The sequence below is a fragment of the Bifidobacterium sp. ESL0820 genome, assembly GCF_052606235.1.
In genome coordinates, this window is the sequence record NZ_CP199594.1 from 936,283 (window position 1) to 960,863 (window position 24,581).

The 24,581-nt window shown below is 63.7% G+C and carries 19 protein-coding genes and 1 tRNA gene; 8 read left to right on the forward strand and 12 right to left on the reverse strand.

Translation table 11 applies throughout. The annotated features are described in order from the left end of the window. Positions 1-3: 3 nt before the first annotated feature. From ACUIAH_RS03945 to ACUIAH_RS03965, 5 genes are all read right to left on the reverse strand, one after another. On the reverse strand, positions 4-1,656 hold the full coding sequence (locus tag ACUIAH_RS03945; protein WP_445341545.1) for an alpha/beta hydrolase family protein: 1,653 nt from the start codon (positions 1,654-1,656) through the stop codon (positions 4-6). Positions 1,657-1,757: 101 nt separating this feature from the next. Further along, positions 1,758-2,987, reverse strand: coding sequence for a flavodoxin-dependent (E)-4-hydroxy-3-methylbut-2-enyl-diphosphate synthase (gene ispG / locus ACUIAH_RS03950; protein ID WP_180335377.1), 1,230 nt, complete (start codon positions 2,985-2,987; stop codon positions 1,758-1,760). Next, on the reverse strand, positions 2,984-4,258 hold the full coding sequence (dxr, locus tag ACUIAH_RS03955; RefSeq protein WP_445341461.1) for a 1-deoxy-D-xylulose-5-phosphate reductoisomerase: 1,275 nt from the start codon (positions 4,256-4,258) through the stop codon (positions 2,984-2,986). The genes ispG and dxr overlap by 4 nt, the downstream gene beginning before the upstream one ends. Then, positions 4,255-5,928, reverse strand: a complete 1,674-nt coding sequence (locus ACUIAH_RS03960; protein ID WP_445341462.1) for a DivIVA domain-containing protein — start codon at positions 5,926-5,928, stop codon at positions 4,255-4,257. Before ACUIAH_RS03960 ends, dxr begins: the two co-directional genes overlap by 4 nt. 100 nt (positions 5,929-6,028) lie before the next feature. Next, a tRNA-Val gene (locus ACUIAH_RS03965) sits at positions 6,029-6,102 on the reverse strand. Between the two features lie 131 nt (positions 6,103-6,233). Here ACUIAH_RS03965 and ACUIAH_RS03970 point away from each other — a divergent pair. Next, the gene (locus tag ACUIAH_RS03970; protein ID WP_445341463.1) at positions 6,234-7,805 is read left to right on the forward strand and encodes an MDR family MFS transporter; all 1,572 of its coding nucleotides are present in this window, start codon (positions 6,234-6,236) and stop codon (positions 7,803-7,805) included. Between the two features lie 93 nt (positions 7,806-7,898). Here the strand turns inward: ACUIAH_RS03970 and ACUIAH_RS03975 are convergent, their stop codons facing one another. Together ACUIAH_RS03975 and ACUIAH_RS03980 are read right to left on the reverse strand one after the other, a co-directional pair. Next, the gene (locus ACUIAH_RS03975; protein WP_445341546.1) at positions 7,899-8,246 is read right to left on the reverse strand and encodes a DUF3052 domain-containing protein; all 348 of its coding nucleotides are present in this window, start codon (positions 8,244-8,246) and stop codon (positions 7,899-7,901) included. A gap of 120 nt (positions 8,247-8,366) precedes the next feature. Further along, positions 8,367-9,233, reverse strand: a complete 867-nt coding sequence (locus ACUIAH_RS03980; RefSeq protein WP_445341464.1) for a S16 family serine protease — start codon at positions 9,231-9,233, stop codon at positions 8,367-8,369. 94 nt (positions 9,234-9,327) lie between these two features. Between ACUIAH_RS03980 and ACUIAH_RS03985 the strand changes: the two genes are divergently transcribed. Beyond that, positions 9,328-10,965 carry a zinc-dependent metalloprotease gene (locus ACUIAH_RS03985; RefSeq protein ID WP_445341465.1) on the forward strand — a complete coding sequence of 546 codons (1,638 nt, stop codon included), beginning with the start codon at positions 9,328-9,330 and terminating at the stop codon, positions 10,963-10,965. Between the two features lie 46 nt (positions 10,966-11,011). On the opposite strand, the gene ACUIAH_RS03990 is transcribed toward ACUIAH_RS03985, so the two are convergent. Next, complete coding sequence (locus ACUIAH_RS03990) at positions 11,012-12,502, reverse strand: ATP-dependent helicase (protein WP_445341466.1); 1,491 nt, start codon at positions 12,500-12,502, stop codon at positions 11,012-11,014. Between the two features lie 103 nt (positions 12,503-12,605). Here ACUIAH_RS03990 and ACUIAH_RS03995 point away from each other — a divergent pair, with 103 nt between their 5' ends. Both ACUIAH_RS03995 and ACUIAH_RS04000 read left to right on the forward strand, forming a co-directional pair. After that, on the forward strand, positions 12,606-14,240 hold the full coding sequence (locus tag ACUIAH_RS03995) for a phosphotransferase (RefSeq protein WP_445341467.1): 1,635 nt from the start codon (positions 12,606-12,608) through the stop codon (positions 14,238-14,240). An 89-nt stretch (positions 14,241-14,329) separates the two neighbouring features. Beyond that, positions 14,330-14,569 carry a DUF3107 domain-containing protein gene (locus tag ACUIAH_RS04000; protein WP_024627268.1) on the forward strand — a complete coding sequence of 80 codons (240 nt, stop codon included), beginning with the start codon at positions 14,330-14,332 and terminating at the stop codon, positions 14,567-14,569. A gap of 64 nt (positions 14,570-14,633) precedes the next feature. Here the strand turns inward: ACUIAH_RS04000 and ACUIAH_RS04005 are convergent, their stop codons facing one another. Beyond that, complete coding sequence (locus ACUIAH_RS04005; protein ID WP_306221869.1) at positions 14,634-15,521, reverse strand: PHP domain-containing protein; 888 nt, start codon at positions 15,519-15,521, stop codon at positions 14,634-14,636. A gap of 71 nt (positions 15,522-15,592) precedes the next feature. On the opposite strand from ACUIAH_RS04005, the gene ACUIAH_RS04010 reads away from it, so the two are divergent. Continuing rightward, positions 15,593-16,201 (forward strand): vitamin K epoxide reductase family protein, encoded by a 609-nt coding sequence (locus ACUIAH_RS04010; RefSeq protein ID WP_445341468.1) that lies wholly within the window; start codon positions 15,593-15,595, stop codon positions 16,199-16,201. Here the strand turns inward: ACUIAH_RS04010 and dapF are convergent, their stop codons facing one another. After that, positions 16,202-17,167 carry a diaminopimelate epimerase gene (gene dapF / locus ACUIAH_RS04015; RefSeq protein WP_306221867.1) on the reverse strand — a complete coding sequence of 322 codons (966 nt, stop codon included), beginning with the start codon at positions 17,165-17,167 and terminating at the stop codon, positions 16,202-16,204. 67 nt (positions 17,168-17,234) lie between these two features. Here dapF and murI point away from each other — a divergent pair, with 67 nt between their 5' ends. Next, positions 17,235-18,020 (forward strand): glutamate racemase, encoded by a 786-nt coding sequence (gene murI / locus ACUIAH_RS04020; protein ID WP_445339785.1) that lies wholly within the window; start codon positions 17,235-17,237, stop codon positions 18,018-18,020. 68 nt (positions 18,021-18,088) lie between these two features. After that, entirely contained in the window at positions 18,089-18,940 is an 852-nt protein-coding gene (locus tag ACUIAH_RS04025) for a patatin-like phospholipase family protein (RefSeq protein WP_045924054.1), read from the forward strand. A 52-nt stretch (positions 18,941-18,992) separates the two neighbouring features. On the opposite strand, the gene ACUIAH_RS04030 is transcribed toward ACUIAH_RS04025, so the two are convergent. Next, a complete protein-coding gene (locus ACUIAH_RS04030) occupies positions 18,993-19,961 on the reverse strand; it encodes an SPFH domain-containing protein (protein WP_445341469.1) in 969 nt (322 codons plus the stop codon). A 166-nt stretch (positions 19,962-20,127) separates the two neighbouring features. On the opposite strand from ACUIAH_RS04030, the gene ACUIAH_RS04035 reads away from it, so the two are divergent. Next, a complete protein-coding gene (locus tag ACUIAH_RS04035) occupies positions 20,128-21,075 on the forward strand; it encodes an aldo/keto reductase (protein ID WP_445341470.1) in 948 nt (315 codons plus the stop codon). 136 nt (positions 21,076-21,211) lie between these two features. Here the strand turns inward: ACUIAH_RS04035 and ileS are convergent, their stop codons facing one another. Next, positions 21,212-24,556 carry a mupirocin-resistant isoleucine--tRNA ligase gene (gene ileS, locus ACUIAH_RS04040; RefSeq protein WP_445341471.1) on the reverse strand — a complete coding sequence of 1,115 codons (3,345 nt, stop codon included), beginning with the start codon at positions 24,554-24,556 and terminating at the stop codon, positions 21,212-21,214. Positions 24,557-24,581: the final 25 nt, after the last annotated feature.

Here is a 24,581-nt window from a genome sequence, read left to right on the forward strand (position 1 = left end):
CTTTCATTGGTAGATGAACAGGCCCCAGAAAGCGAAAATCAGCAGGACTCCGAACATGGCCAGGGTGGTGACGGTGAAGAGCGCGACGCCAAAGCGGGTGGAGGCCAGCACAGGCCTGGGATCCATGCTCCGCATCTGCTGGCGCAGACTGGGGCCGCCGGCCTTGCTTGTGCGCACCTGGTCGGGCAGCCGGTCCAATCCCCTGAGTGAGGCTACCTCGACCATACGGGCGAAGGTGCGCGACCAGGCCCAGATGACCAGGGCACAGACCACCTGGATGACCGGCCAGCTCCAGTAGCTGACCCCAGCCTGGTCGGGCACGCCGCCCCAGCCCAGGCGTACCACGGCCATGATGACCTGGCCCAGACCAGCTCCGAAAAGGACCAGGGTAGCCAGGGTGGTGCCGGTGATGGTGACCAAGGTGCCGCCGAAGCCATGGCTGAAGCCCAGGACCGAGTCCTTGCGCCGGCGCAGACGGAATAATTTCATCAGACCGGCCACCAAAGCCATAATCAAGGCCGCCAGCAAAAGCACCAGGGTCAGCAGGTGCAGGACCAGCATATAGATGGTCAGCGAGCGTCGCCCCCGCAGGTCAGTAGGCACGGCGATGGACTGGTGGATGGTGGCCCCACCCACGCTGGGGCTGGTCTGATGCAGGCCATGGACCTGACCCACCGCCCAGTCGACCATGTCCTGCTGGTAGTGGTCGGCCAGGGGCGTGCCGGTCCGGGCCTCATCTCCCAAACGCAGCACATGGTTGGAGACCGGGTAGGAACGCACAGTGACGTTCTCGTTGCCCGAGGCGTGGGCCTGGGCAAGCACGCGTTGCACCCCCTCCACCTGGGCGGTCATGACATCCTTGGCCCCGTAGGCCAGCAGGGTGGGAATGGCATAGGTGCTGCGGTCGGTGGGGTCGATGTCCAGATTATTCAGGCCCAAGAGGGAGGCATCGGTGCTGAAGAGCCGACGGACCACCGACTGGTAGCCCTGGTTGGCTCCGGCAATGGCGAAATCCTGGGCTACGAAGAAGCCCATCGCGTGCCGCGGCGAATAGACCATGGGGCTCAACAGGATCTGGAAGGCGATCCGGTGGTCCATGCTCAGCAGCATGGCGGCGATCCAAGTGCTCTCGCTGGTGGCATAGATGCCTACCTTGGATGCATCCACATCAGCCCGGTCGCGCAGCAGATTGGCAACCCGCTCGTAGGCCTTGGCCGAGGCGGGATAGTCCCGGTCGGCATCATTGGTGGACCAGACCGGCTTGTCCAGCACGGCGGTGACGAAACCGGCAGAGGCCAGGGTTCGGGCCACATCCCCGAAGGAGTTGTCGCAGGTGCCGTAACCGGCGCCATGCATGAAGACTACGGCTGGCCGATGCCCTGAAGCCTCCTTGGGGGCGCGGATCAGTATTCGGATGCGTTGGTGCTCGCCAGTGGCTGGCCGTTCCACGCTCAGTTCCTGGTGACGGGATTCGACCTGGTACTGCCCCACGGCATCCCTGTCAACCCCGGCAGGCCAGTCGAAGGTGACCGCGGTGTCCGGAGTCAGCGTGGGAAAATTCTGATCCACTGGTTCGTATTTCCAGGGGACGGCGGTCAAGTGGGAGACCGAGGCCAGCAGACCCATGAGAATGATGAAGACGGGCAGGCTGGTCATGAGCCGCCTGACCCTGCTCCACCCGCTTGCAGGGAGGGAACGCTCAACCTCTTGGGACACGTCGGTCATTGTAGCCGGTGGCGGGGATGGCGCTTACGCCCTCAGCTGGCACGGCCGGTGACCGGGACCACCATGGGCCCTGCCTCCGGCAGGGTTTCACCCTGGGCCGCCGCCTTGGCATCCATCTGGGCGGCGATTTCCTTGGCCCGTTCCAGCAGCGTGGGGACAATCTGGTCCTCGGGCACGGTCTGCACCACCTTGCCCTTGATGATGATCTGGCCCTTGCCGTTGCCCGAAGCCACCCCCAGATCGGCCTCCCTGGCCTCGCCAGGTCCGTTGACGATGCAGCCCATGACGGCCACCCGGATGGGGGCGGTGATGTCCTTGAGCCCCTCGGTGACCTCCTTGGCCAGCTCGATCACGTCCACCTGGGCCCTGCCGCAGGAGGGGCAGGAGATAATGTCGAAGTGGCGCTGGCGCAGCCCCAGGTACTCCAGGATCTTGCAGCCCACCTTGACCTCTTCCACAGGCGGTGCGGACAGGGAAACACGAATGGTGTCGCCGATGCCCTCGGCCAGAAGCGCGCCGAAGGCCAGACAGGACTTGATGGTCCCCTGCCAGGAGGGCCCGGCCTCGGTCACGCCCAGGTGCAGGGGCCAGTCGCCCTTGGAGGCCAGAAGCCTGTAGGTCTGGACCGTGGTGACGGGATCGTGGTGCTTGACGGAGATCTTGAAGTCATGGAAGCCCACGTCCTCGAACATGTGGGCCTCTTTCAAAGCCGAGGCGACCAGGGCCTCAGGGGTGGGTCCGCCGTAGCGGGCGTAAATGTCCTTGTCAAGGCTGCCGGCATTGACCCCGATGCGCAGGGAGATGCCTGCATCGGTGGCGGCCTTGCAGATCTCGGGGCCGACCTGGTCAAACTTGCGGATGTTGCCCGGGTTGACCCTGACGGCTGCGCAGCCCGCATCGATGGCCTGGAAGACGTACTTGCTCTGGAAGTGGATGTCGGCGATGACCGGGATGGGCGACTTCTTGGCAATGATGGGAAGCGCGTCGGCATCGTCCTGGCTGGGCACAGCCACCCGTACGATGTCGCAGCCGGCGGCGGCCAGCTCGGCGATCTGCTGCAGGGTGGCATTGATGTCAGCGGTGACCGTGTTGGTCATGGACTGCACCGATATGGGGGCTCCCCCGCCGACCGGCACAGGCCCCACCATGATCCGACGGGAGCGGCGACGAGGATGCAGCGGAGTCTGGCTGATGGCCTGCTCGCCTGTCTTGCGGAACCCCTGAGAGGATGTTGACTGTTCGGTCTTGGGAATGCTACTCACGCTGTCATGTCTATCAAAGCATCAGCCCTTTGGCGTGCCTCATGCTCGACTTGCTCCATTACCTCCACGGATGTGAATGTTCCCGGAAGATGCGTTTCCATGGCATCCATGACCGAACGGATGGTTTCGACGATGCCCAGGTAGGGCAGCCGGTGATCCAGGAAGGCCCTGACCGCCTGCTCGTTGGCGGCATTGAAGACCGCGGTCATGGGCTCGCAGCTGCCCAGGGCCCGCCTGGCCAGGTTGACCGCCGGGAAGGCCTCATCATCCAGGGGCTCGAAAGTCCAGATATTGGACTTGGACCAGTCGCAGGCCGCAGCCACATGGTCGAGACGGACGGGCGCCGACAGGCCCAAGGCGATGGGCAGACGCATATCCGGAGGGGAAGCCTGGCTTATGGTGGCCCCGTCCTGGAACTGGACCATGGAGTGGACCACGGACTGGGGGTGAACCACCACGGTGATCCGCTCGGGCTCGATCCGGAAGAGCCGGCTGGCCTCGATGACCTCCAGCCCCTTGTTGACCATAGTGGATGAGTTGATGGTGACCACCGGACCCATGGACCAGGTCGGATGATTCAGGGCCTGCTCAGGGGTGACCTCGCGCATGGCTTGGCGGCTCCAGCCCCGGAAAGGACCTCCCGATGCGGTGACCACGAGACGGGCCACCTCTCCATGCTGCCCCGAACGCAGAGACTGCCAGATGGCTGAATGCTCGGAGTCGACCGGGTTGATCTGACCCGGCCGTATCTCAGCATCAAAGAGCAGATGGCCGCCGGCCACCACGGACTCCTTGTTGGCCAGAGCCAGCTGGGATCCGGCCTGCAGGGCCGCAATGGACGGGCGCAGACCGACTGATCCGGTGATGCCGTTGAGGACCAGATCACTGCCGGAGCCGGCCAGAGCCTGGACCGCCTCCATGCCTGCTTCTACTTGGATACCAGTCAGCCCCAGGGCCTTGAGCGCCTGCTGCAGGACAGGAACCTGGGCCCTGTCGGCCAGAGCCAAACGGGTCACGCCAAAATCACGGGCTTGACGGGCCAGGAGCTCAACATGCGCACCACCAGCGGCCAACCCAGTCACCTGGAACCGGTCCCTATGACGACTGATCAGATCCAAGGCCTGGGTACCGATGGATCCTGTGGATCCCAGGATAACCAGACTGCGAGATTGGTCGGCATCGTCCCTAGGCGACCAATCCGCCAGGGTACGTTCACGCTCGACCGGCAAACCGGCCTGCACGCCTTCACTCATCACTGCCAACCGACTCATCGACCGCCTTTATCCTGCTCCCCCTCGTCGCCGAAGGCCGGGAATGAAATATCAGGGATGTCCAGATCCATCTTGGGCAGATCCTGGTTGAGCAGGGAATTCAGGTAGGAATCCGGATCCTGGTCCTGCTTGTTCCCATGCGTGTTTTGTGAGTACCGAGGCTTGGCCCAGTCGGGCGTATCCGTGCTGCTTTCGGCTGTTTCGGCCCAAGGACGCTCCTGGGTCTCAGGTGCTGCTGGTGCCGGCTCCTCGTAGCTGCCCAAGGGCCCGCCTGCGCCCAGAGGGCCGTCGACGAAAGGCGAAGAGATAACTGAGGTGGATCCTGGCACAGAAGAGTCTTCGGCGTCAGCCTCGTTCGAGGGAGGCACCGGTGATTCCGGTCTTGTGGCGGGGGCGGATGCGGCAGGTGTCGAGGGGGCCGGCTGGAATACCGTCGGCTCAGGAGCCTGCGGTGCGGGGGAAGGCGAAGGAGAGGCCGTCGGGTTGAAGGGCACGGATTGTACAGCCGGCGCGGGTGCAGCCGAGACTGCAGCGGAGACTGCAGGAGTATAGCTGGTTGGCGCAGAGGTGGGCATAACCGATTCAGGCCGACCGGAAACAGCCGGATTTGCAGGAGCAACGGCCGCTCCGCCGCCGACATCGACTGAGGACGCAGACCGGGCTGAAGCTGTTGAAGGTGTATCAACACCGGTATCCACAGCCGCTCCAGCGCCGTCCTGAGCCAGTCGCTGGTTGACCGCTGAAGCCAGGGCACTCAGGGAGCTGTTGGGCTGGGCCGTCGGCACCGTCTGCGTGCTGGCAGCGGGAGCATCGAAGATGGCCCGTTCCGCCTGATGCAGTTGAGCGAAATCGTCCTGACTGCTTTGGTCCTCCGCAACAGGGGAAGCATTGGGGATGCTCCAAGCGGGTTCCTGGCTCTGTCCGATCAGCGGCTGAACGCCCGAGGCTGAAGAGTCCTGCACAGGAAGCTGCGATTGCGCAGGAACAGCGGCAGGCGCCGTTGAACTCGCGCTTGCTCTCTTGGCCCTCTCGCTGACCCTGGCGAAGGACTCCAGCTGCTCCAGAAGCTCGACGGCCTTGGCCAGGAAGAAGTCCACCTGGCGCTCGTCATAACCCTTGGGCCCCCGCCGCTGGGTGAAGATGACGTTGGAGACGCGGTCAGCCGTGATGTCGGTGTTCTTCGACTTGCCCGAGTCCGTCTTCCGCCCCTCCTGCAGGTTGAGCTGGTCAGAAGTCTTGTTGAGGACCTGCTCGATCAGCCGCTCCACCTGCTTGCAGTCGTATGAGGGCATGCCGGGATCCCCGCGCTTGAAGACGCTACCTGAGGGCCTGCCGGCATGAGTGGTCAGCTCCGATTGCAGACTGACCATTCTGGTCGTCCAACCATCCACGCCCACCCGGGCTATCTCCAAGCTGGTCTGCCTGTCGGAAATCACCCTCTCCAGTCGGGAGAGGGCTGCATCCACCTGGGTGATGATGTAGCCGTTCTTGCACAGGTCAAAGGAGGCGTTGGCTATCTCCTCCTGAGTCAGATCAGGATCCTGGCTCTCATAGAGCGAGTGCGCCCGCTCCAGGAAGGCGTCCACCTGCTTGGTGTCATACCCCCACTTGCGCTTGCCCGAGCGCGCGATGGTCGCCTCGGTTCCACGGGCATCAGGCCTAGCTGACATCAGGCATCGACCTCCTGACCTTTCTTGCCAACGATCGTCGTGCATCGATTCTACGTGAGCGCTAAGACGCGACTTCGGGCACGCCCCCTAAAAACCCCTGTGGTCCCGCCCGGACTCGAACCGGGGACATCCACCGTGTAAAGGTGGCGCTCTAACCAACTGAGCCACGGGACCAGCACACTACCTTAGCAGAATACACGGTGACAAGGCCGCACGGTGCGGCTATAATCCACTAGGAATTCGCGGGCCTTGTCCGCAAAAAGAAGAGAAACGCACCATATACACCGTATAAAAGGGGGTTCGGATTGTCACAGACAGTCGATACAGGCAGCGGCAGGAAGACCAACCGCACCCTGGTGACGGTGGCGGTCTTCATCGCCACCTTCATGACGGCCATCGAGGGGACCATCGTCTCCACCGCCATGCCCACCATCATCGGGGACCTGCATGGGCTGTCCATCATGAACTGGGTCTACTCCATCTATCTGCTCATGACAGCGGTCACCACACCCATCTATGGCAAGCTTTCGGACCGCTTTGGCCGCAAGCCGCTGCTGACCATCGGACTGCTGGTCTTCGTGATCGGATCCACCCTGTGCGCCCTCTCCCAGTCCATGCCCCAGCTGATCGGCGCCCGTTTTCTGCAGGGCCTGGGGGCCGGCGCCATCCAGCCGCTGACCTATACGGTCCTGGCCGACATCTATCCCCTGGACAAGCGGGCGGGCATGATCGGCCTGAACGGCTCGGCCTGGGGCATCGCCTCCATCATCGCCCCGCTGCTGGGAGGCTTCATCGTCCAGCAGATAAGCTGGCACTGGGTCTTCGCCATCAACGTGCCCATCGGCCTGCTGGTCATCATCATGATCCAGATTTTCCTGAGCGAGCATATCAAGGCGCGTGAAACCCGCGTCGACTACATCGGCATCGGGCTGCTCAGCGTCTGCCTGATCTGCCTGATGCTCTGCCTGCAGAGCCTGGGATCGGCGGGCGATACGCGAATTACCCTGATCCTGGCTGCAGCCACCGTGGTCACCTTTGCCCTGCTGCTTCATGTGGAGGGCCGCCAGGAGGACCCCATCCTGCCTCTGCGGCTCTTCCGCATCAGGACCTTTGTCATCCAGAACATCTGCATGCTCCTGGTGGCCGGATTCCTGATGGGCTTCGACACCTACATGCCCATCTGGATGCAGTCTGTTTTGGGAATGAACCCCTCCCTGGGCGGCTTTGTGGTCACCCCATCCTCCATTCTCTGGCTCCTGGGCGCCTACCTGGCCGGACCGCTGACCATGCACGACCCGCCGCACCGGGCCACCAACATCGGCCTGGCCTTCATCCTGACGGCCTGCATCTGCTACATAGCCGTCCCCCAAGCCACCGCCTACTGGGTCTTCCTGGTCATCTCGGCCGTGGTCGGCTTCGGCTTCGGACTGACCATCACCACCTCGACCATCACCGCCCAGAGCGTGGTGCCCTCAGGCGACGTGGGCGCCTCGACCAGCTTCAACACCCTGGCTCGGTCCCTGGGGCAGACCCTGATGGTCTCCATCTTCGGCATCGTCATGAACACGGTCATCGCCCGCGAGGTGCCTCAGCATAAGGGACTGACCGAGGACATGATGAACAGCATGATCAACCCGGCCACGGCAGGGAGCATTCCATCGCGTCTGCTGGGCCCGGCCCGCACCATCGTCTTCGACGGCCTGCATTGGATCTTCCTGGTGGGCCTGGTCATTCTGATCATGGCCCTGGTGGCCAACCTCTGCGACATCCGTTCGCGCACCCTGCTGGCCGAATATCAGAACAAGGCCACGACGGCGTCTCCGGCCATTGCTGGGAAGGGCGAGCAGCAAGGGCCGCTGGCCAAACTGGATTCCTGAGGGAATCCCTTATGAAAGACAGCGAGGTGGCGGGCATCGGTTGATCCTGATGTCCACCACCTCGTTCATTGGCGCTTCTGCAGCCAGAAAAACTTACTTGCCCTTGCCGAAAGCCCGCAGCTGGGTGGCGTTCCAATCCTTGCTGGCGGTGGTGGGCATCAGGGCGTTCATGCCCGCGGTCTTGGCCGCATTGGAGACGACCCCTGGAGCCGATGCCCCAGGTCTGCCGGGTTTGGGGGTCAGCACCCAGAACGGCGCACCCTTGTTGACCATGGCCGAGGCATCCATGATGGTATCTGCCAAATCGTCCTCGGCATCGCCGTCCCGCCACCAGATGATGACCCCATCCACGGCTGCGTCATAGTCCTCGTCCACCAGCTCTTCGCCGGTCAGATCCTCGATCCTGGTCCGGATCCCGTCGTCGACATCGTCGTCCCACATCCATTCCTGAACGATATCGCCGGGATGGAAACCGAACTCTTCCGCTGTATAGGTTGTAGTCTCAGCCACGGCTTCAGCATAACAAGACTGCCGGAATTCACCAATTGGACCGGCCTTGTCTTATCTGCCCTTGGCGGCTGTGCAGCGGGGCAGCCCCTCCCCCTGGCCATGGCCGATGGCCACCAGGGCCTTGTAGGCCTCGTCCAAGGTGGATACCCGCACGTCGCGCAGTCCCTGTGGCACATGGCCCGCCACCTGTGGGCAATTAGCCGCCGGGGCCAGGAACCAGGTGGCGCCGTCCCGCCTGGCGCCCAGCATCTTCAGCTGGATGCCGCCGATGGCACCGACCCGTCCCTTCTGGTCCATAGTGCCGGTACCTGCGATGGTCAGACCGCCTGTCTCCTGCTCCGGAGTGATCTTGTCGATGGCCCCCAGGGTGTACATGAGCCCGGCTGAGGGACCGCCGATGTCGGCCACCCTCATGCTGAACTGCAGGCCTGAGACGTCGTATCCCCGGGCCTTGAGGAAGGCCAGAGCCTGGGCCGAGGCAGCCTTCTGGGAGCCGTGCATATCACCCTGCTCCTGGCGCCTGTACTCCTCCACACTCTGCCCGGGAGGCACCACGGCCTCCTGGGGAAGCACCGTGGCGTGGGGGTCGGCCCAGCCCACCAGAGCATCCAGATTGGAGGCCGGATAACCGGGGATTCCGCGGGCATTGACCGTGGTCATCAGCAGACGGCCCCTGTCATGGTGGACCTGGCCGCCCTTGACCTTGATGACCGGTGAGCCTTTTGAACTTCCCAGCACATCCTGGGTGGGTCCGGGCGTCTCGATGGTATAGGGCGAGGGGAGGAAAAGCACCAGGAGGGCCAGAATGATCAGAAGACCGCCGACCAGCATTTTGCGGGTGGGTCCGCCAAGCGTCCCGATTTGCCTTTCGGGTGCGCCTGTGGCGCAGTGATCCGATTTCCCGTGCGGAAGTGTCATAGCTCCAATATTATGGTTGATGAAGACGATAATCCCGGCAGACGTCGACCTCGATGGCGGACGGCCTGCCTTGGCGAGGACTGGAATCAAAGCAATGGACGAGAATGCAATCCACCAATGGCTCATCGAGTGCTTCGGCCCGGTGCAGGGCGAGCTGGCCTGGAGTCAGTTCTCACAGCTGCCTGAGTCCATCCGCTCGCAGATGGCGGCCCAGGGAGCCGATCAGCTGCCCAAACCCGCCGAGGTTCAGGCCCTGATTCAGGCTTTCACGGCCGGAGGGCTGAACACGCCGGCTGACATGCAGGCCCAGGCCGACCGGGGGCCCATCAACCTTGTGCTGGCCAAGAACATCGCCCTGGGACGCACCAGGGCCGACCAGTCCGATACCGCCGTCACAGCCGAGGACAGCGACCGGGTGGCCCGGGTCATGAGCGAGGCCAACCTCTGGCTGGACACCGTCTGCTCCTTCGACCCCGCCCCAGGCCAGACCGAAGCCTTGACCCGTGCCGGATGGATCGAGGGCAGCATAGACGCCTGGGTCCAGTTCGCCTCGCCTGTGGCCCAGGCGGTCAGCGAGGCCCTGACCTCCGTCATAAACCAGCGCTTCCAAGGTTTCGACCAGGGCGAGATTTCGGGGATGTTCGCCGGACCTGTGCCCATCCCCCTGCCCGACAATCTCAAGGATCCGACCACGCTGATGAGACTGCTGGGGAACACCTCATTCGCCATGCAGCTGGGGCAGGCCGCCGGCGAGCTGGCCAAGGAGGTCCGCGGAGGATTCGACCAGGGCATCCCGTTGCTGAAGAACCCCGCCGGAGCCCTCATACCTCAGAACATCAAGGCCTACGCCAAATCATTGGAACTGGATCTGGACGAGGTCACCCGTTACATGGCCCTCAAGGAGGCCGCCCACGCCCGGCTCTACGCCGCCGTCCCCTGGCTGATGCCGCGCTTCGAGGCCCTGATCGGCAAGTACGCCCGGGGGGTCTCCATCGACCTGGACGCGGTGGAGGATCAGCTGCGCGACGCCGACCAGATCAATCCCGAATCCATCGCCGGCGCCATCAACCTCAGCAATGTCGGCATCGAGGACACCCCTGAGCAGAAGGAGGCCCTGCACAGCCTGGGCGACCTGCTGGCCCTGGTGGACGGCTGGGTGGATTGCGTGGTCTGGAATGCCGGCATGGCCCACCTGCCCCACCTGGAGCAGCTGCGGGAGATGACCCGACGCGAGCGCGCCGTGGGGGGGCCGGCCGAGCAGACCTTCGAGTCCCTGCTGGGCCTGCATCTTCACCCCAAGCGGCTGCGCGAGGCCGCCGACCTCTGGGAGCGCATCACCGCCGAGGAGGGAGTCCAGGGCCGTGACGGCCACTGGTCCCATCCTGACCTGCTGCCTTCCCTGCCTGTCAAGGACGAAGGCGGCCAGGGCGGAGCATCCACCTCTGCAAATGGGCAATCCGAGCAGAAGGCCTCCACTTCCGCCACCTCGGTGGACTGGGATGCCGAGCTGGACAAACTGCTGAATGCCGAAGACAAGGATTCCTCTGCCGATCTGGCCACCCCTGCAGACTCCGACGCTTCCGATTCCGACGCTTCAAATGACCAGGAGCATTCAGACCACGAAGCCCCCGGCAATCAGAAAAGCGCCGGCACCGATTCCAAGGACCCCGACAGCGGTCACCCGGACCAGAACAACGCAGACAAGGGCGATTCGGACGGCAACCAAGCTTGAATCGCACTCCCTCTCCCCGCGTTCCGAGGGGCCGAGTCGATAGCGCTCAGCGGTGAATGAACCGGCTGGGAGCACGCCGGGCAAAGGCGCTGCCGTCCTTGTGCTCCGCATAGGAAAGATGCAGGGTGTCCTCTGCTCGGGTCACCCCTACATACATAAGGCGGCGCTCCTCCTCCAGAGCATCCCCCTCGGGCGGTGAGCCAAAGGGAATAAGCCCCTCGGCACAGCCCACGATGAAGACATGGGCGAACTCCAGCCCCTTGGCAGCATGAATGGTGGAGACCGTGACCCTCCCCTGGCCCATGCCGCTCTCCAGCTGCTCCAGCACCTCATGTTTGCTCAGATCGACCGACTGGTTCTGCCAGCCCGACTCCGTGCGCACCCGGTAGCCGATCCCGCATTCGTGCAGGGCACGGCAGATCAGGGTCTGCTGGGCGTTGATCCGGGTCAGGATTGCAAACTGGCCGGGGCGGGCCCCCGTCCGGATCATGGAGGATATACGGGAGGCCACTGCCCCAGCCTCTTCACCATCGTCCTCGTAACGGGTCATCGCGACCCTGCTGCCCTCCTGGCGGGCTGATGCCAGCTTCAGGTAGTCGTCACGCACCGGCGAGCGAGCCAGAATGCCATTAGCGTAGTGAACCACTCTTCCCGTGGACCGGTAGTCGGTGGTCAGGTCCAGATCGGCCTTGATTCCCGGGAATTCCTGGGGGAAGTTCAGCAGGTAGTAGGAGGTGGCCCCCGCAAAGGAGTAAATGGTCTGGGCCGGGTCCCCCACCACGCACAGGTTCTGCCTGCCATCGAGCCAGAGCTTGAGCAACCGATGCTGCAGGGGCGAGACATCCTGGTACTCGTCCACCGTCAGCCAGCCGATGCGGTCTCGAATGTCAGCAGCAGCCCGGCCGCCCTCTTCCAAAATGTGGCAAACCAGCAGAAGAATATCGTTAAAGTCCATCTGATTATGGGCGGCCTTGGAGCTCTCGAAGACCGTGTACAGGTCGGCCATCCGATCAGCCTCCAGACCAGCCGGCGGCAGACGGTGACTGGCCGCGCAGACCCGAACGTAGTCCTGAGGGGCGATCAGCCCCACCTTGGCCCAGTTGATCTCCGCAGTCAGATCCCTGACCTGGCCCGGGTCGGCCTCCTCACCGCAGACCCGCTGGCAGGCGGAGGACACCAGGGGGGCCACATCCTCGATCAGATCCGGAAGATAGGTCTCGCTGACCTGGGGCCAGACCCGCCTGAGCTGGCGCAGGGCCGCCGAGTGAAAGGTCGCCGCCTGCAGGGAGGCCGACACGCCAAGCTTGGTCAGACGATCACGCATCTCGGCTGCGGCACGGACCGAAAAAGTCACTGCCAAGGTTCTGGAGGGCTCCCAGCTGCCACTGGCGCAGGCATAGGCCATACGCCGGGTGATGGTCCTGGTCTTGCCAGCCCCGGCCCCTGCGACGATCCGCACAGGCCCGTCAAGCACAGTGGCCGCCTGCCGCTGGGCAGGATCCAGACCCTGCAGCAATCGTTCCTCATCCTCATGCACACCCCCATTGTGTCAAAGGCCGGTACCGGAACCCGCTGCGGCGTGCCCATGTGGTCAAGTGGACAACCGTATTCACAACAGTCCTTGTATTATCCTTGAGAATGTGAGTGAACGAACGAAGCTGACCCTGGCCGCCCTGGCGTCGGCCGCCATGCCCGAGGTGCCCATGACCGGCGCGCGGGACTGCGACCAGCTCAGCAGCCTTGACCGTGCACAGGGCGTGGACTGTGCGGTGGTCCAGGACGCGACCGGCAACGTCTACGACGTCTGGGCCACCAGCTCGGAAGCCGGCAAGCGCCGGTTGGCCGCTCGGGTCAAGGCGGCTCAGGCTCTGGCCGATGCCAAGGAGATGGCGGCCATGGGCTTCAGGGTCGAGCACATCCTGGCCTACCAGCCCGGCGAGAAGGCCGATAGCCCGACCGGCACCACAGCTGTTGCCGTCATGACCCACTGCCCAGGCCGAATCCGTCCCCTCCATCTGCTGACCTTGAACGAATGCACCGCCGCAGGCACCGCCATCGGCGCCATCCACCGGGTGCGCCCTGATTTTCTGAAAACCCACGGATACCCAGCCTTCTCCACTGCCCAGATCGCGGCCCAACTGCGGGGATGGATCAAGCGGCTGCGCATGGACGGCCACGTGCCCAAGGAAATCACCGATTCCTGGGCATCCATCGTGGCGACCGAGGGACTCTGGTCCTTTGAAACCTGCACCGTGCACGGAGGCTTTTCCGACGGCGACCTGCTCTATGCAGGCTCCGGGCTGAGCGGGGTCTACGGTTGGCAGGACATGCAGGTCAACGATCCTGCCCGTGACCTGGCCTGGATCTTCGCCAAGCTGGACGGATCCCGCCGCAACGCAGTCATTGCAGCCTACGGCAGGATGATGGGGGCTCGGCTGGACGACCTGATCATGCTCCGAGCCAATCTCTGGCTGCAGATGGAGCAGGTGGGCGACTTCATCACCGCCCTGGATCATGCCGACAACGAACGGATCATCCAATTCAAGGCCCAGGTGGAGCGTCTGGCCCAGCAGTTGGGCGACCACGAGCAGAACCAGCGCGCCCGTCGTCAGCAGCAGACGCCGAGTCCGTCACCCACTGACGCACCCTCCACCATCACCGTGGGCACCCTGCTCGGCGACGACAATGCCGAGAATCCGGCATCAGAACAGGGCCTTGCCGCGGCAGATGCGGCAACCTCACCTAAGGAACCCTCCTTTGAACCCTCGGATGAGAGCTCGGCCACCATCGCCATCAGCAGGGCAGAAATGGCTGACCTGGCTCAGACCCAGACCGCCATGGACCATTCCGAAGCCAGGAATAAGCCCATCAGACAGGCCCAGAGCACAAACCTTGGCAGCGACAATCAACCCAAGCCACCAGCTGTTGCTCCTGTTGCCCAAGAAGAGGAATCAGGCCTGAGCGATCACTTCCGCGGCATCGGCAGTCCAGCCACCAGCGACAAGGATACGGATGGCGAGGCGAATCCAAAGGCTGCAACGAGCGACGCGTCCGTAGACAGCCAGTCCTCGAACCCCGCTGGGGCAGGAGAGGCCGCTTCCCAGCCGCATGATGCCTCGTCAGCTCAAACCCTCGCCAGCGATCAGGCTGAGACCGTCGTCATTCCCAGAAAGCCCCTGCCCGAGCAGACCCCCACGCTCACTGCAGACGGACAGGCATCGGCATCACCGCCGGAAAGCGGCTCTTCCCCGGAGGAGCATCAGGGAGACGCTTAGAGCGTAATCACCCGGGCCAGCGAATAATGAGACCGGAAGAACCGTGGGCCGGCAGGTCTGGGCGACGGAAAACAACCTTGGAGGTAGCAATGGATATCGAATTCGGCATCAAAAATGTGGCCCGGACGGTCAACTTCAGCACCAATGCCAAGGCGGACGAGGTGGCTGCCCACATCGCCCAGGCCCTGAACGAGGGCGGACCCATCGATCTGGTGGACGACAAGGGCCGGCACATCATTGTTCCTAAGGAGTCCCTGGGCTACGCAGTGGTCGGTTCGGACACCACCCATCCGGTCGGCTTCGGTGTCCTGGGAGGCTCCTCCGACTGAGGCTGTGATCGCCTGACGGGGGCGGCCGGGTCCTTGTGGTCCGACCGCCCCCGATTCGTATCCGCTAACCCTTCCAGGCCACCGGACGGCTTCCCCGGGCCCTGTCCACGATTCGGGCCACCACCTCGTCACTGGTGCTGTTCTCCCCCATGCGATTGGGCTTGCCTTGCCCGTGCCAGTCCGATCCTCCGGTCACCAGCAGCCCCCAGCGCTGTGCCAGGGCCAGCAGCCGTCGGCGCTGCTCGGGCGGATTGTCCCGATGCCAGACCTCCAGGCCTCCCAGTCCCTCCCCGGCCAGAGCGGCTATCTGCTGGTCGGAGAGCAGGACGGGATTGCGACTGACTGCACCGGGGTGGGCGACGACCAGGACGCCGCCTGCATGGTTGACGGCTGCCAGCACCTGGTGGGTAGTCGGCGAGGGCGTTGGCAGGTAGTAGGCGCTTCCGGAGGAGCAGACCCCGGCGAAGGCCTGGCTGCGGTCGGCATAGACACCGGCCTTGACCAATGCATCGGCGATATGCGGGCGGCCCACCGTGGTCTTCGACCCCTCCTTGACCTGATCCAGCACATCCTGCCAGGTGATCGGATAATCCCGGGAGATCCGCTCGACCATGGTCCTGGTCCTGGTCAGCCTGGCCTCCCTGGTCTTGGCGAAGAGCCCGGCGATGACCGGATCCTCGGGATCATAGAGGTAGGCCAGCATGTGAACCGAGACATGGCCATCCTGGGCGGTGATTTCGGTGCCTGGCAGCAGGGGCATTCCCAGGTCCTGGGCCGCCTGACGGGCCTCATCCCAGCCCGCATTGGTGTCATGGTCGGTGATGGCCAGACCCTCCAGTCCCAGCTGCTGCGCCTGCTCGACCATCCCCCGGGGCGTCACGGTGCCGTCGGAGAAGACGGTGTGGCAGTGCAGGTCCCATCCGGAGACCGTGACAGTATCCTCATGCGTCATGCCTCCATCCTAAACTCGTGAACGCGTTCCCGTCTCAGAGAACCCTCCCGACCATTGAGGTGATGGACCCCATGAGCGAACCGACCTCGTCAGCCCCTTCCAGCTATCTGATCGCCGCCCTGACCTCGTTTGCGGCGCTCTACGCCAGCCTGGTCCTGTCAGCGGAAACCCTGCAACTGGCGCGTCACCCCCAGGGCCAGCTCAGCTGTGACATCAACTCGGTGGTCTCCTGCTCAGCCGTGGCCCAGTCCCCCCAAGCCGAGCTGATCCGCCTGGGCACACTGCCGATCCCCAATGCCTTTCTGGGGCTGGTCGCTGAGGCTGTCTTCCTGACGCTGGCCGTAGTGGGTCTGTGCCGAATCAAAATGCCTGCGCTGCTGACGGCAGGGACCTGGCTGGCCTCGCTTGCCGCCCTGGCCTATGCGCTCTGGCTGTTCGCCCAGTCGCTCTTCGTCATCCACGCCCTCTGCCCCTGGTGCCTGGTCATGACCTTCGCCACCAGCCTGCAGTTCATGGCCTTCAGCCACGCCACGGTCATCCAGCAGGGTCTGCCGCGCAAGAGGTCGGGATGGCTGCTGACCTACTATCAGCGGCACTTCGATCTGATGGTCGACCTGGTCTGGCTGGTCGCCCTGGCCACTATCGTCCTGGCTGTGGAAGGATCCGCCCTCTTCGGCTGATCAGCAGTCTGGCACATGCTCCAGGGTCAGACGGGCGACCATTCTGGCCGGTCCAGTCAGCCACACATCCTGCGAATCCACGTCCACCTTCAGACGGCCCCCGCCCACCTGGATGGTCCAATGGTCGACCCCGGTCAGGGCTCGCAAGAGCACGCCGCTGGCGCACAGACCGGTACCGCAGGACAGGGTCTCGCCCACCCCACGCTCATAGACCCTCATGGTGGCCCGACCGCTGCCATTGTCGGCATCCAGGGCATCCAGACGCAGGAATTCCACATTCTGCCCCTCAGCCAGCCCGGGCCTGACCCGCGGCGGGGCCGACAGGTCCAAATCGCCCGGATCGGGCAGGTCGGTCCTAGCCAGCAGTTCGGTCACGGTCCCGGGCAGTCCACCGGCCTCCAATTCGGCAGCGACTGCAGTCAGGACGACTGCATGAGGATTGCCCATATCCACCATGGTGCCAGGAGCCGAGCCTCCCAGGGCTCCGCCGTCGACCAGCTGTTGCCCCACCGGCCCCATCCGCCAGGCCCCGACCTTGACCTTGAACACATGATCGCCGTCGCACTTCATCGGACTGCGCGAGACGATCCGCTTGACCCCGGCCCGGGTCCCCAGCAGGAAGGAGGCGCCTTCCATAGTCGGCGTCAGCCCCTGCTTCTGGGCGAAGAGGGTGATGGCCCGGGTCCCGTTGCCGCACATCTGAGCCAAGGAACCGTCCGCATTGCGGTAGTCCATGAACCACTGGCAGCCGAAACGGTCGCAGGCATCCACCTGCTCCTGGTTCAGGTCGCTGACATCGGCCGGGTGGGTCAGCCGGATGACCCCGTCGGCTCCGACTCCGAAATGACGGTCGCACAGCCAGCGCACCTGGTCGGCCGTAGGCTCCAGATCCCCCCGGGGATCGGCGTAGACCACGAAATCGTTGCCGGTGGCTTGCATTTTGTAAACAGTCCGGGGAATACTCATGCTTGTAGCGTACGGCCCTTCGGCGACAGGCTAGGGTGGTTCTTCGGCTGCGAAAGGAGCGGATCAGATGACATCAGATGCACCGATCGGGATCTTCGACTCCGGACTCGGCGGTCTGAGCGTCACTGCAGCCATCCGCAACCTCCTTCCTCAAGAAAACCTGCTCTACTTTGGCGATTCCGCCTACGCCCCCTACGGCATCAAGAAGCCGGATCAGATCACCCAGCGCTGCCAGGTCATTGGCGACCGGTTCATGGACCAGGGCGTCAAGGCCATGGTCATCGCCTGCAACACCGCCACCAGCGTCTGCGTGGATGAAATGCGCCGACGCTACCCGGTCCCGGTCATCGGCATGGAGCCGGCCCTGAAGCTGGCTTGCACACGTGGCGGAGGCCGACCCCAGCGGGTACTGGTCACGGCCACCCCGCTGACCTTGAAGGAGGCCAAGTTCTCACGCCTGATGGCACGGTTCTCCGGCAGGCACACCATCCTGACCCAGCCCTGCCCAGACCTGGTGACCATTGTGGAGTCTGACAGGCTGAATGACCAGGCCCTGGTCGATGCCACCCTGCACCGTTATTTGGATCCCTATGACCTGCAGACCCTGGATGCCCTGGTCCTGGGCTGCACCCACTTCGTCTTCTTCCGCCAGTCCATCGCCCGCATCTGCCCGCCAGGCCTGGCGCTGATCGACGGCAACCCTGGGACGGCCCGCCACCTCAAGGATCTGCTGGCCCAGGCCGATGCCCTCAACCCGGGCCCCGGCACCGGCAGAGTAGAGATCGCCAACTCCGATCCCTCACCGGCCATGCTGGATCTGTCCAAGCGGCTGCTGGCCTCCTGCCGCCCCTGAACGGCTTGTCCAACGTTCACGCATAAGCTGTCATCAAGCTCGGATATCTGTCAGGAAACGAGGTGCCCATGGCACGCAAAAGAACAGCCGTCATCGACGTAGGCGGCGGCTACCGGTCCATCTTCGGCGCCGGCGTCTTCGACCGCTGCATGGAGCAGGGCATCACCTTCGATCACTGCTACGGGGTCTCGGCCGGCAGCGCCAATCTGGCCTCATTCCTGTCGGGCCAGCTCAGACGCTGCTACCGCTTCTACACCGTCTACTCCTCCCGCAAGGAGTACGCGAGCGTGAGCAACTTCCTGACCAAGCACACCTTCGTCGACCTGGACTACGTCTATGGCAAACTGTCGGCCCACGACGGGGAATGCCCGCTGGATTACCAGGCTCTAAAGGCCAATCCGGCCCTGTTCACCGTAGTCGCCTGCAAGGCCACTGACGGATCCACCGTCTACTTTGACAAGTCCGACCTGGCCCAGGACAACTATGACATCCTCAAGGCCTCATCCACCGTGCCGGTGGCCAACAAGCCCTACATGATCGATGGGGTGCCCTATCTGGACGGCGGCATCGCCGACCCGGTCCCGGTCCGCAAGGCCATGGACGAGGGCTACGAGCGCATCGTCCTGGTCCTGACCCGCCAGAGGGATATTCTGCGCGAACAGAAGAAGGATGTCCTGCCGGCCCGGATCCTGGCCAGAACTTATCCGGCGGCCGGCGAGCGCCTGATGGAGCGCTACCGCACCTACAACGACGAGGTGGCCCTGGCCAAGCAGGCCGAAAAGGAGGGTCGGGTGCTCATCCTGGCCCCTGACAGCCTGTGCGGACTGACCACGCTGAGCAAGTCGCTCAAGGGACTCAACGCCATGTACGACAAGGGCTATCGGGCCGCCGAGGCCATAGCCGACTTCCTGAAAAGCTGAAATCCGACCCCGCAGGACCTGCCATGCGGAAATTGCTTCTTAGGACACGGCCTTACAGAGCCGGCGTCCCGGCCCCGCCCTCTGCGCCCGCACCCCTGCGGCCGTGGCGGGGATCCGCACTGCCCTGGGTGCTCTGGGCGGTCATCAGCGCTGCGGTCATCTGGCTGAAGAGCTCGTTGTAACCCCCAGGGGTCGCCGCAGGCAGAACCAGGGTCTTGGCATTGTCGGATTCGGCCAGCGAGCGCATCACGTCCAGATATTGGTTGAAGAGCACCACATTGTTGACCGCATCGATATCCATGCCCACGGCCCGCAGACTGTTGATCTGGTCCACAATGCCGTTGGCGATCTCCCGTCGGTAGTTGGCCTGGCCCTCGCCCTGCATCCTGGTCTTCTCGGCATCGGCCCTGGCCTGGGTCTCGATCTCGATCCGACGGGCATCGGCACGCTCCCTGGTGGCCTCCTTCTCACGCTGGGCCGCGTTGATGGAGTCCATGGCCTGCTTGACCTGGGTGGAGGGGTCGATAGCCGTGACCAGGGTCTTGATGACCGAGAACCCGAAGCGCTGCATCTCCTGGCCCACGGTCTGCTGCACGTCGGAGGCGATGTCGTCCTTGCGGGCGAAGGCGTCATCCAGGCTCAGGGCGGGAATGGCCGACCTGAGGGCGTCCTCCATGTAGGAGCGCAGCTGGCCCGCCGGGTCGACCAGCTCGTAGTAGGCCGTAGACACGTTGGCCGCCTCCACCCGGAACTGTGCAGAGACCTCCACGGTGACGAAGACGTTGTCCTTGGTCTTGGTCTCCAGCTTGACGTTCAGCTGGTTGACCCGCAGGTTGGTCTTGGCGGCTATCCGGTCCACCAGGGGGATCTTGGCGTGGATGCCCGCCAGCGCCACCCGGTGGTACTTGCCGAAGCGCTCAATGACGTCCGCCTGCTGCTGGGGCACCACGAAAATCCCCAGAAGGAAGATGATCAGCGCCAGGACCAGCACGGCGATCACAATGGCGATGCCCAGATGCATGAGTGTTCTCCTTCGAGCTTAAAACCCTTGGGGCCGGACCTGAGAACCGCACCATTCCGGCCTATCCTCTCATCACCATACATGATGGACTCGTCTGAATAATCGGTTCGGGCGCATAAGCCGTAATAGACTCGGTTTAACAAGCCTTCAACCCGAAAGGATGAATATGGCAAAACTACGCGGCATCGATGCCGAAATCTTCCCCCTGGTCCTGGGCGGCAACACCTTCGGATGGACCAGCGACGAATCCCAGTCCGACCAAGTCCTGGACGCCTACACGCAAGCCGGGGGCAACCTGATCGATACAGCCGACGTCTACTCGGCCTGGGCCCCAGGCCACTCCGGCGGCGAGTCCGAGATCGTCCTGGGCCGCTGGCTGGCCAAGAACGGCAACCGCAACAAGGTCCTGGTGGCTACCAAGGTCAGCCAGCACCCCCAGTACTCAGGCCTGTCAGCCAAGAACATCGAGGCCGCCGCCGATGCCTCCCTGCTCAGGCTGGGTCTGGATGTGATCGACCTCTATTATGCCCACTTCGACGACAGCTCCACCCCCTTGGAGGAGACTGCGGCAGCCTTCGACAAGCTGGTCAAGGAGGGCAAGGTCCGGGCTATCGGCCTGTCCAACTACACGCCTGACCGGATCCGCGAATGGTTCAGCATTGCACGCAAGGAGGGCCTGACCCTGCCGGTGGCCCTGGAGCCCCAGTACAACCTGGTCTACCGCAAGACCTATGAGGGCGGCCTTATGCAGGTCGCCAAGGACGAGGATTTGGCGGTCTTCCCTTACTTCTCGCTGGCTTCGGGCTTCCTGACGGGCAAGTACCGGACCATGGACGACCTCAAGGGCAAAAAGCGCGAGGGCATGGTCAAGGACTTCTTCACCCAGGAGGGACTGGACGTGGTCGCTGCCATGGACGGCATCGCCAAGGCCCACGGGGTCGAGCTGGCCACCGTAGCCCTGGCCTGGCTCAACCATAGGCCTGGGATCGCAGCCCCCATCGCCTCTGCACGCACCCCCGAGCAGCTGCCGGCCCTTCTGGCCGCTGCCCATCTGGAACTGAGCGACCAGGATATGCAGACCCTGGACCAGGTCAGCGACAAGGTCAAGGGCTGATCAGCAGCCGGCGCTCCATCGCAATATTGCCAGCCGCACGGCCAAGCGTAGCGCAGACGAGCACCTAGCCAGGCAGGTCGTATGAAAAAGGGCTTCCATCTGATAGGAGATGGAAGCCCTTTTTATGCAACTATGATCAGGCTTTGACCAGGTCAACCTGCGGCTGGTCCAGATCGCCAGCATTGACGGTCAGACTGGTGGCCAGGGTCTCGCGGGCGATCAGGTCGCTGAACTGCTGAGCCTTGGAGGCATCCTCCTTGGGGAGGGTCAGGGTCAGCCGAATCCGGTCAGCGATGTCCAGGCCAGCGGTCTTCCGAGCATCCTGAACCTGGCGGATCAGATCCCTGGCATAGCCCTCCGCCAGGAGATCGTCGTCCAGCTGGGTGTCGAGAATGACGAAGCCGCCGGTGGGCAGGGCCGCGGAGGCCGAACGATCAGCCTGGGAACCATCCTCCTGCTCGATCCTGTTGTCCAGCTCGTATTCGCCAGGTTCCAGGGCCACCACTCCGTCGGGAGTGGTGACGACCACGTGGCCGTCCTGCTCGGACCAGTCGCCCTGCTTGGAAGCCTTGATGACGAACTGGACCTGCTTGCCCAGCCGGGGTCCGGCCGCACGGGCGTTGACCTTGAGATCGTGGATGATCCGCAGACCATGCTGACCGGCCTGGTCCAGGGTGCAGAACTCCACGTCCTTGATGTTGAGCTCGGACTTCAGCACGTCCACGTAGGGGCGGGCCGCGTCGGGGTCACGAACCACCACGGTCAGCAGGGACAGGGGCTGGCGGACGCGAATCTGCTCGGCCTTGCGCAGGGCCAGGGCGGCCGAAACCACCTCGCGGACCTTCTCCATGGCGGCTACCAGGGCAGGATCGTCACGCAGGACCTGTCCCAGTTCGGTCTCCTGCCCGGTGGCCTCGTCGGCCAGGAAGGGCCAGTCGGCCAGATGGACAGACTCGCCACCGGTCAGGCCCCGCCAGATCTGCTCGGCTTCCATAGGCGCCAGGGGGGCCAGAAGGCGGGCGAAGGCCTCCAGAACCGTGTAGAGGGTGTCGAAGGCCTGGTGGTCCTCGCCCCAGAAGCGGTCGCGGTTGTTGCGGATGTACCAGTTGGTCAGCACATCGATGAAGTCGGTCACCGCATCGCAGGCCTCCGAGATGGCGAAGTCGTCCAGGGCCTTCTGCACCGATTGGATCAGCCGACGGGTGCGTGCCAGCAGGAAGCGGTCCATCTCCGGCAGGTCGGCCACACGCTCCGGCGTCAGCGCCTGGGCCTGGTAGCCGGCGCCCTTGTTGGCCGCGTTGGCATAGAGCGTGTAGAAGTAGTAGGAGCTCCAGACCGGCAGCATGACCTGGCGGACCGTGTCGCGGATGCCATCGGCGGTGACGACCAGGTTGCCGCCGCGCAGGATGGACGAGCTCATCAGGAACCAGCGCATGGCGTCGGATCCGTACTTGTCGAAGACCTCGTTCACATCCGGGTAGTTGCGCAGGTGCTTGCTCATCTTCTGGCCGTCGGAGCCCAGGACGATGCCATGGCAGATCACGTTCTTGAAGGCCGGGCGGTCGAAGAGGGCCGTGGACATGATGTGCATGGTGTAGAACCAGCCGCGGGTCTGGCCGATGTACTCGACCACAAAATCACAGGGATCCCTGTCCTCGAAGTACTGCTTGTTCTCGAAGGGGTAGTGGAACTGGGCGAAGGGCATGGAGCCCGACTCGAACCAGCAGTCCAGCACATCGGTGATCCTGTGCATGGTGGATTTGCCGGTGGGGTCGTCAGGGTTGGGCCTGGTCAGCTGGTCGATCCAGGGCCGATGCATGTTGATCTGCCCCTTGTCATCAGTCGGGTAGCGGCCGAAGTCCTTCTTGAGCTCATCCAAGGACCCGTAGACGTCCACCCGAGGATACTTGGGATCGTCCGAGACCCAGACCGGAATGGGCGAGCCCCAGAACCTGTTGCGGGAGATGGACCAGTCGCGGGCATTGGCCAGCCACTTGCCGAACTGGCCGTCCTTGACGTTTCTGGGGATCCAGTTGATCTGCTGGTTGAGTTCCAGGAGGCGGTCCTTGATCTTGGTCACGGAGACGAACCAGCTGGAGACCGGCTTGTAGATTAGCGGGGTGCCGCAACGCCAGCAGTGCGGGTAGGAGTGGACGTAGCTCTTCTCCTGGAAGAGGAGGGCCCGGCGCTCGGCTGGGATCTGTGCCAGAGGGCCATCGCCTGCGCGCAGGTTGCGGACGATGGGCATGTTGGCCTCGAAGGCCTGCAGGCCCTGGTAGTCGGGGCACTGCTCGGTGAAGACCGCGCCTGCATCGAGCACGTCCACGCTGCGGATGCCCTTGGCGTTCAGGGTGTTCATATCGTCCTCGCCATAGGGAGCCTGGTGGACCAGGCCGGTGCCCTCCACGGTGTCGACGTAATCGGCCGTGTAGATGGTATAGGCATTGGGGCCGGGGGTGCCGCCCTCGGATTCAGCCTGCTCTCCGGCGAAGTAGGGGAAGACCGGCCAGTACCGCCAGCCCTCCATCTCTGACCCTTTGAGGGTGCGGACCACCTGGTAGTCCTCCCCCAGCTGCTTGGCGTAGTCTCCCAAACGGGCCGTAGCGATATAGAACCGCTTGCCGGCGAAGGGGCCAGACACCGGACTGACCTCCGAGTACTCGATATCAGCGCCGACCACGATGGCCAGATTGGTGGGGACGGTCCAGGGGGTGGTGGTCCAGAAGACGGCATAGGCGTCCTCGTCCCTGAGCTTGACGGCCACGGAGACGGTGGTGTCCTGGCGGTCCTGGTAGACATCGGCATCCATGCGCAGCTCATGGTTGGACAGCGGGGTCTGATCCTTCCAGCAGTAGGGCAGCACCCGGTAGCCCTCATAGGCCAGGCCCTTCTCGTAGAGGGTCTTGAAGGCCCACATGACCGACTCCATGTAGGAGACATCCAGGGTCTTGTATCCGTGGTCGAAGTCCACCCATCGGGCCTGACGGTGGACGTAGTCCTTCCACTCGCTGGTGTACTTGAGCACTGAAGCGCGGCAGGCGTCGTTGAACTTCTCGATGCCCATCTGCTCGATTTGATCCACGCTGTCGATGCCGAGCTCACGCTGCGCCTCCAGCTCGGCAGGCAGACCGTGGGTATCCCAGCCGAAGACCCTCTTGACCTTGTGGCCCTTCATGGTCTGGTAGCGGGGAATGACATCCTTGACGTAGCCGGTCAGCAGGTGTCCATAGTGGGGCAGGCCGTTGGCGAAGGGCGGGCCATCGAAGAAGACGAACTCATTGTCGGCATGATCGCCGGAAGGGCGACGGTCTACTGACTTGTTGAAGGTGTCGTCATGGTCCCAGTAGTCCAGAACGGACTCCTCCATATGGGGGAAGGAGGGATTGGGCTTCACCTTGGCCAGAGCCGGGTCCACCACCGCCTTGGGATAGACTGCGCCATCCCGTTTTGTCGCATCTGAGGTATCAGTGGTCTGATTCACCGTTCACGCTCCTCGCTGGTCGTTC

Bases quoted from the DNA above. Each gene is read 5' to 3' on its own strand.
- ACUIAH_RS03945 (WP_445341545.1), bottom strand. From the start codon at position 1,656: ATGACCAGCCTGCCCGTCTTCATCATTCTCATGGGTCTGCTGGCCTCG.
- dxr (WP_445341461.1), bottom strand. From the start codon at position 4,258: ATGAGTCGGTTGGCAGTGATGAGTGAAGGCGTGCAGGCCGGTTTGCCG.
- ACUIAH_RS03960 (WP_445341462.1), bottom strand. From the start codon at position 5,928: ATGTCAGCTAGGCCTGATGCCCGTGGAACCGAGGCGACCATCGCGCGC.
- ACUIAH_RS03975 (WP_445341546.1), bottom strand. From the start codon at position 8,246: ATGTGGGACGACGATGTCGACGACGGGATCCGGACCAGGATCGAGGAT.
- ACUIAH_RS03980 (WP_445341464.1), bottom strand. From the start codon at position 9,233: ATGACACTTCCGCACGGGAAATCGGATCACTGCGCCACAGGCGCACCC.
- ACUIAH_RS03985 (WP_445341465.1), top strand. From the start codon at position 9,328: ATGGACGAGAATGCAATCCACCAATGGCTCATCGAGTGCTTCGGCCCG.
- ACUIAH_RS04000 (WP_024627268.1), top strand. From the start codon at position 14,330: ATGGATATCGAATTCGGCATCAAAAATGTGGCCCGGACGGTCAACTTC.
- ACUIAH_RS04005 (WP_306221869.1), bottom strand. From the start codon at position 15,521: ATGACGCATGAGGATACTGTCACGGTCTCCGGATGGGACCTGCACTGC.
- ACUIAH_RS04010 (WP_445341468.1), top strand. From the start codon at position 15,593: ATGAGCGAACCGACCTCGTCAGCCCCTTCCAGCTATCTGATCGCCGCC.
- dapF (WP_306221867.1), bottom strand. From the start codon at position 17,167: ATGAGTATTCCCCGGACTGTTTACAAAATGCAAGCCACCGGCAACGAT.
- murI (WP_445339785.1), top strand. From the start codon at position 17,235: ATGACATCAGATGCACCGATCGGGATCTTCGACTCCGGACTCGGCGGT.
- ACUIAH_RS04025 (WP_045924054.1), top strand. From the start codon at position 18,089: ATGGCACGCAAAAGAACAGCCGTCATCGACGTAGGCGGCGGCTACCGG.
- ACUIAH_RS04030 (WP_445341469.1), bottom strand. From the start codon at position 19,961: ATGCATCTGGGCATCGCCATTGTGATCGCCGTGCTGGTCCTGGCGCTG.
- ACUIAH_RS04035 (WP_445341470.1), top strand. From the start codon at position 20,128: ATGGCAAAACTACGCGGCATCGATGCCGAAATCTTCCCCCTGGTCCTG.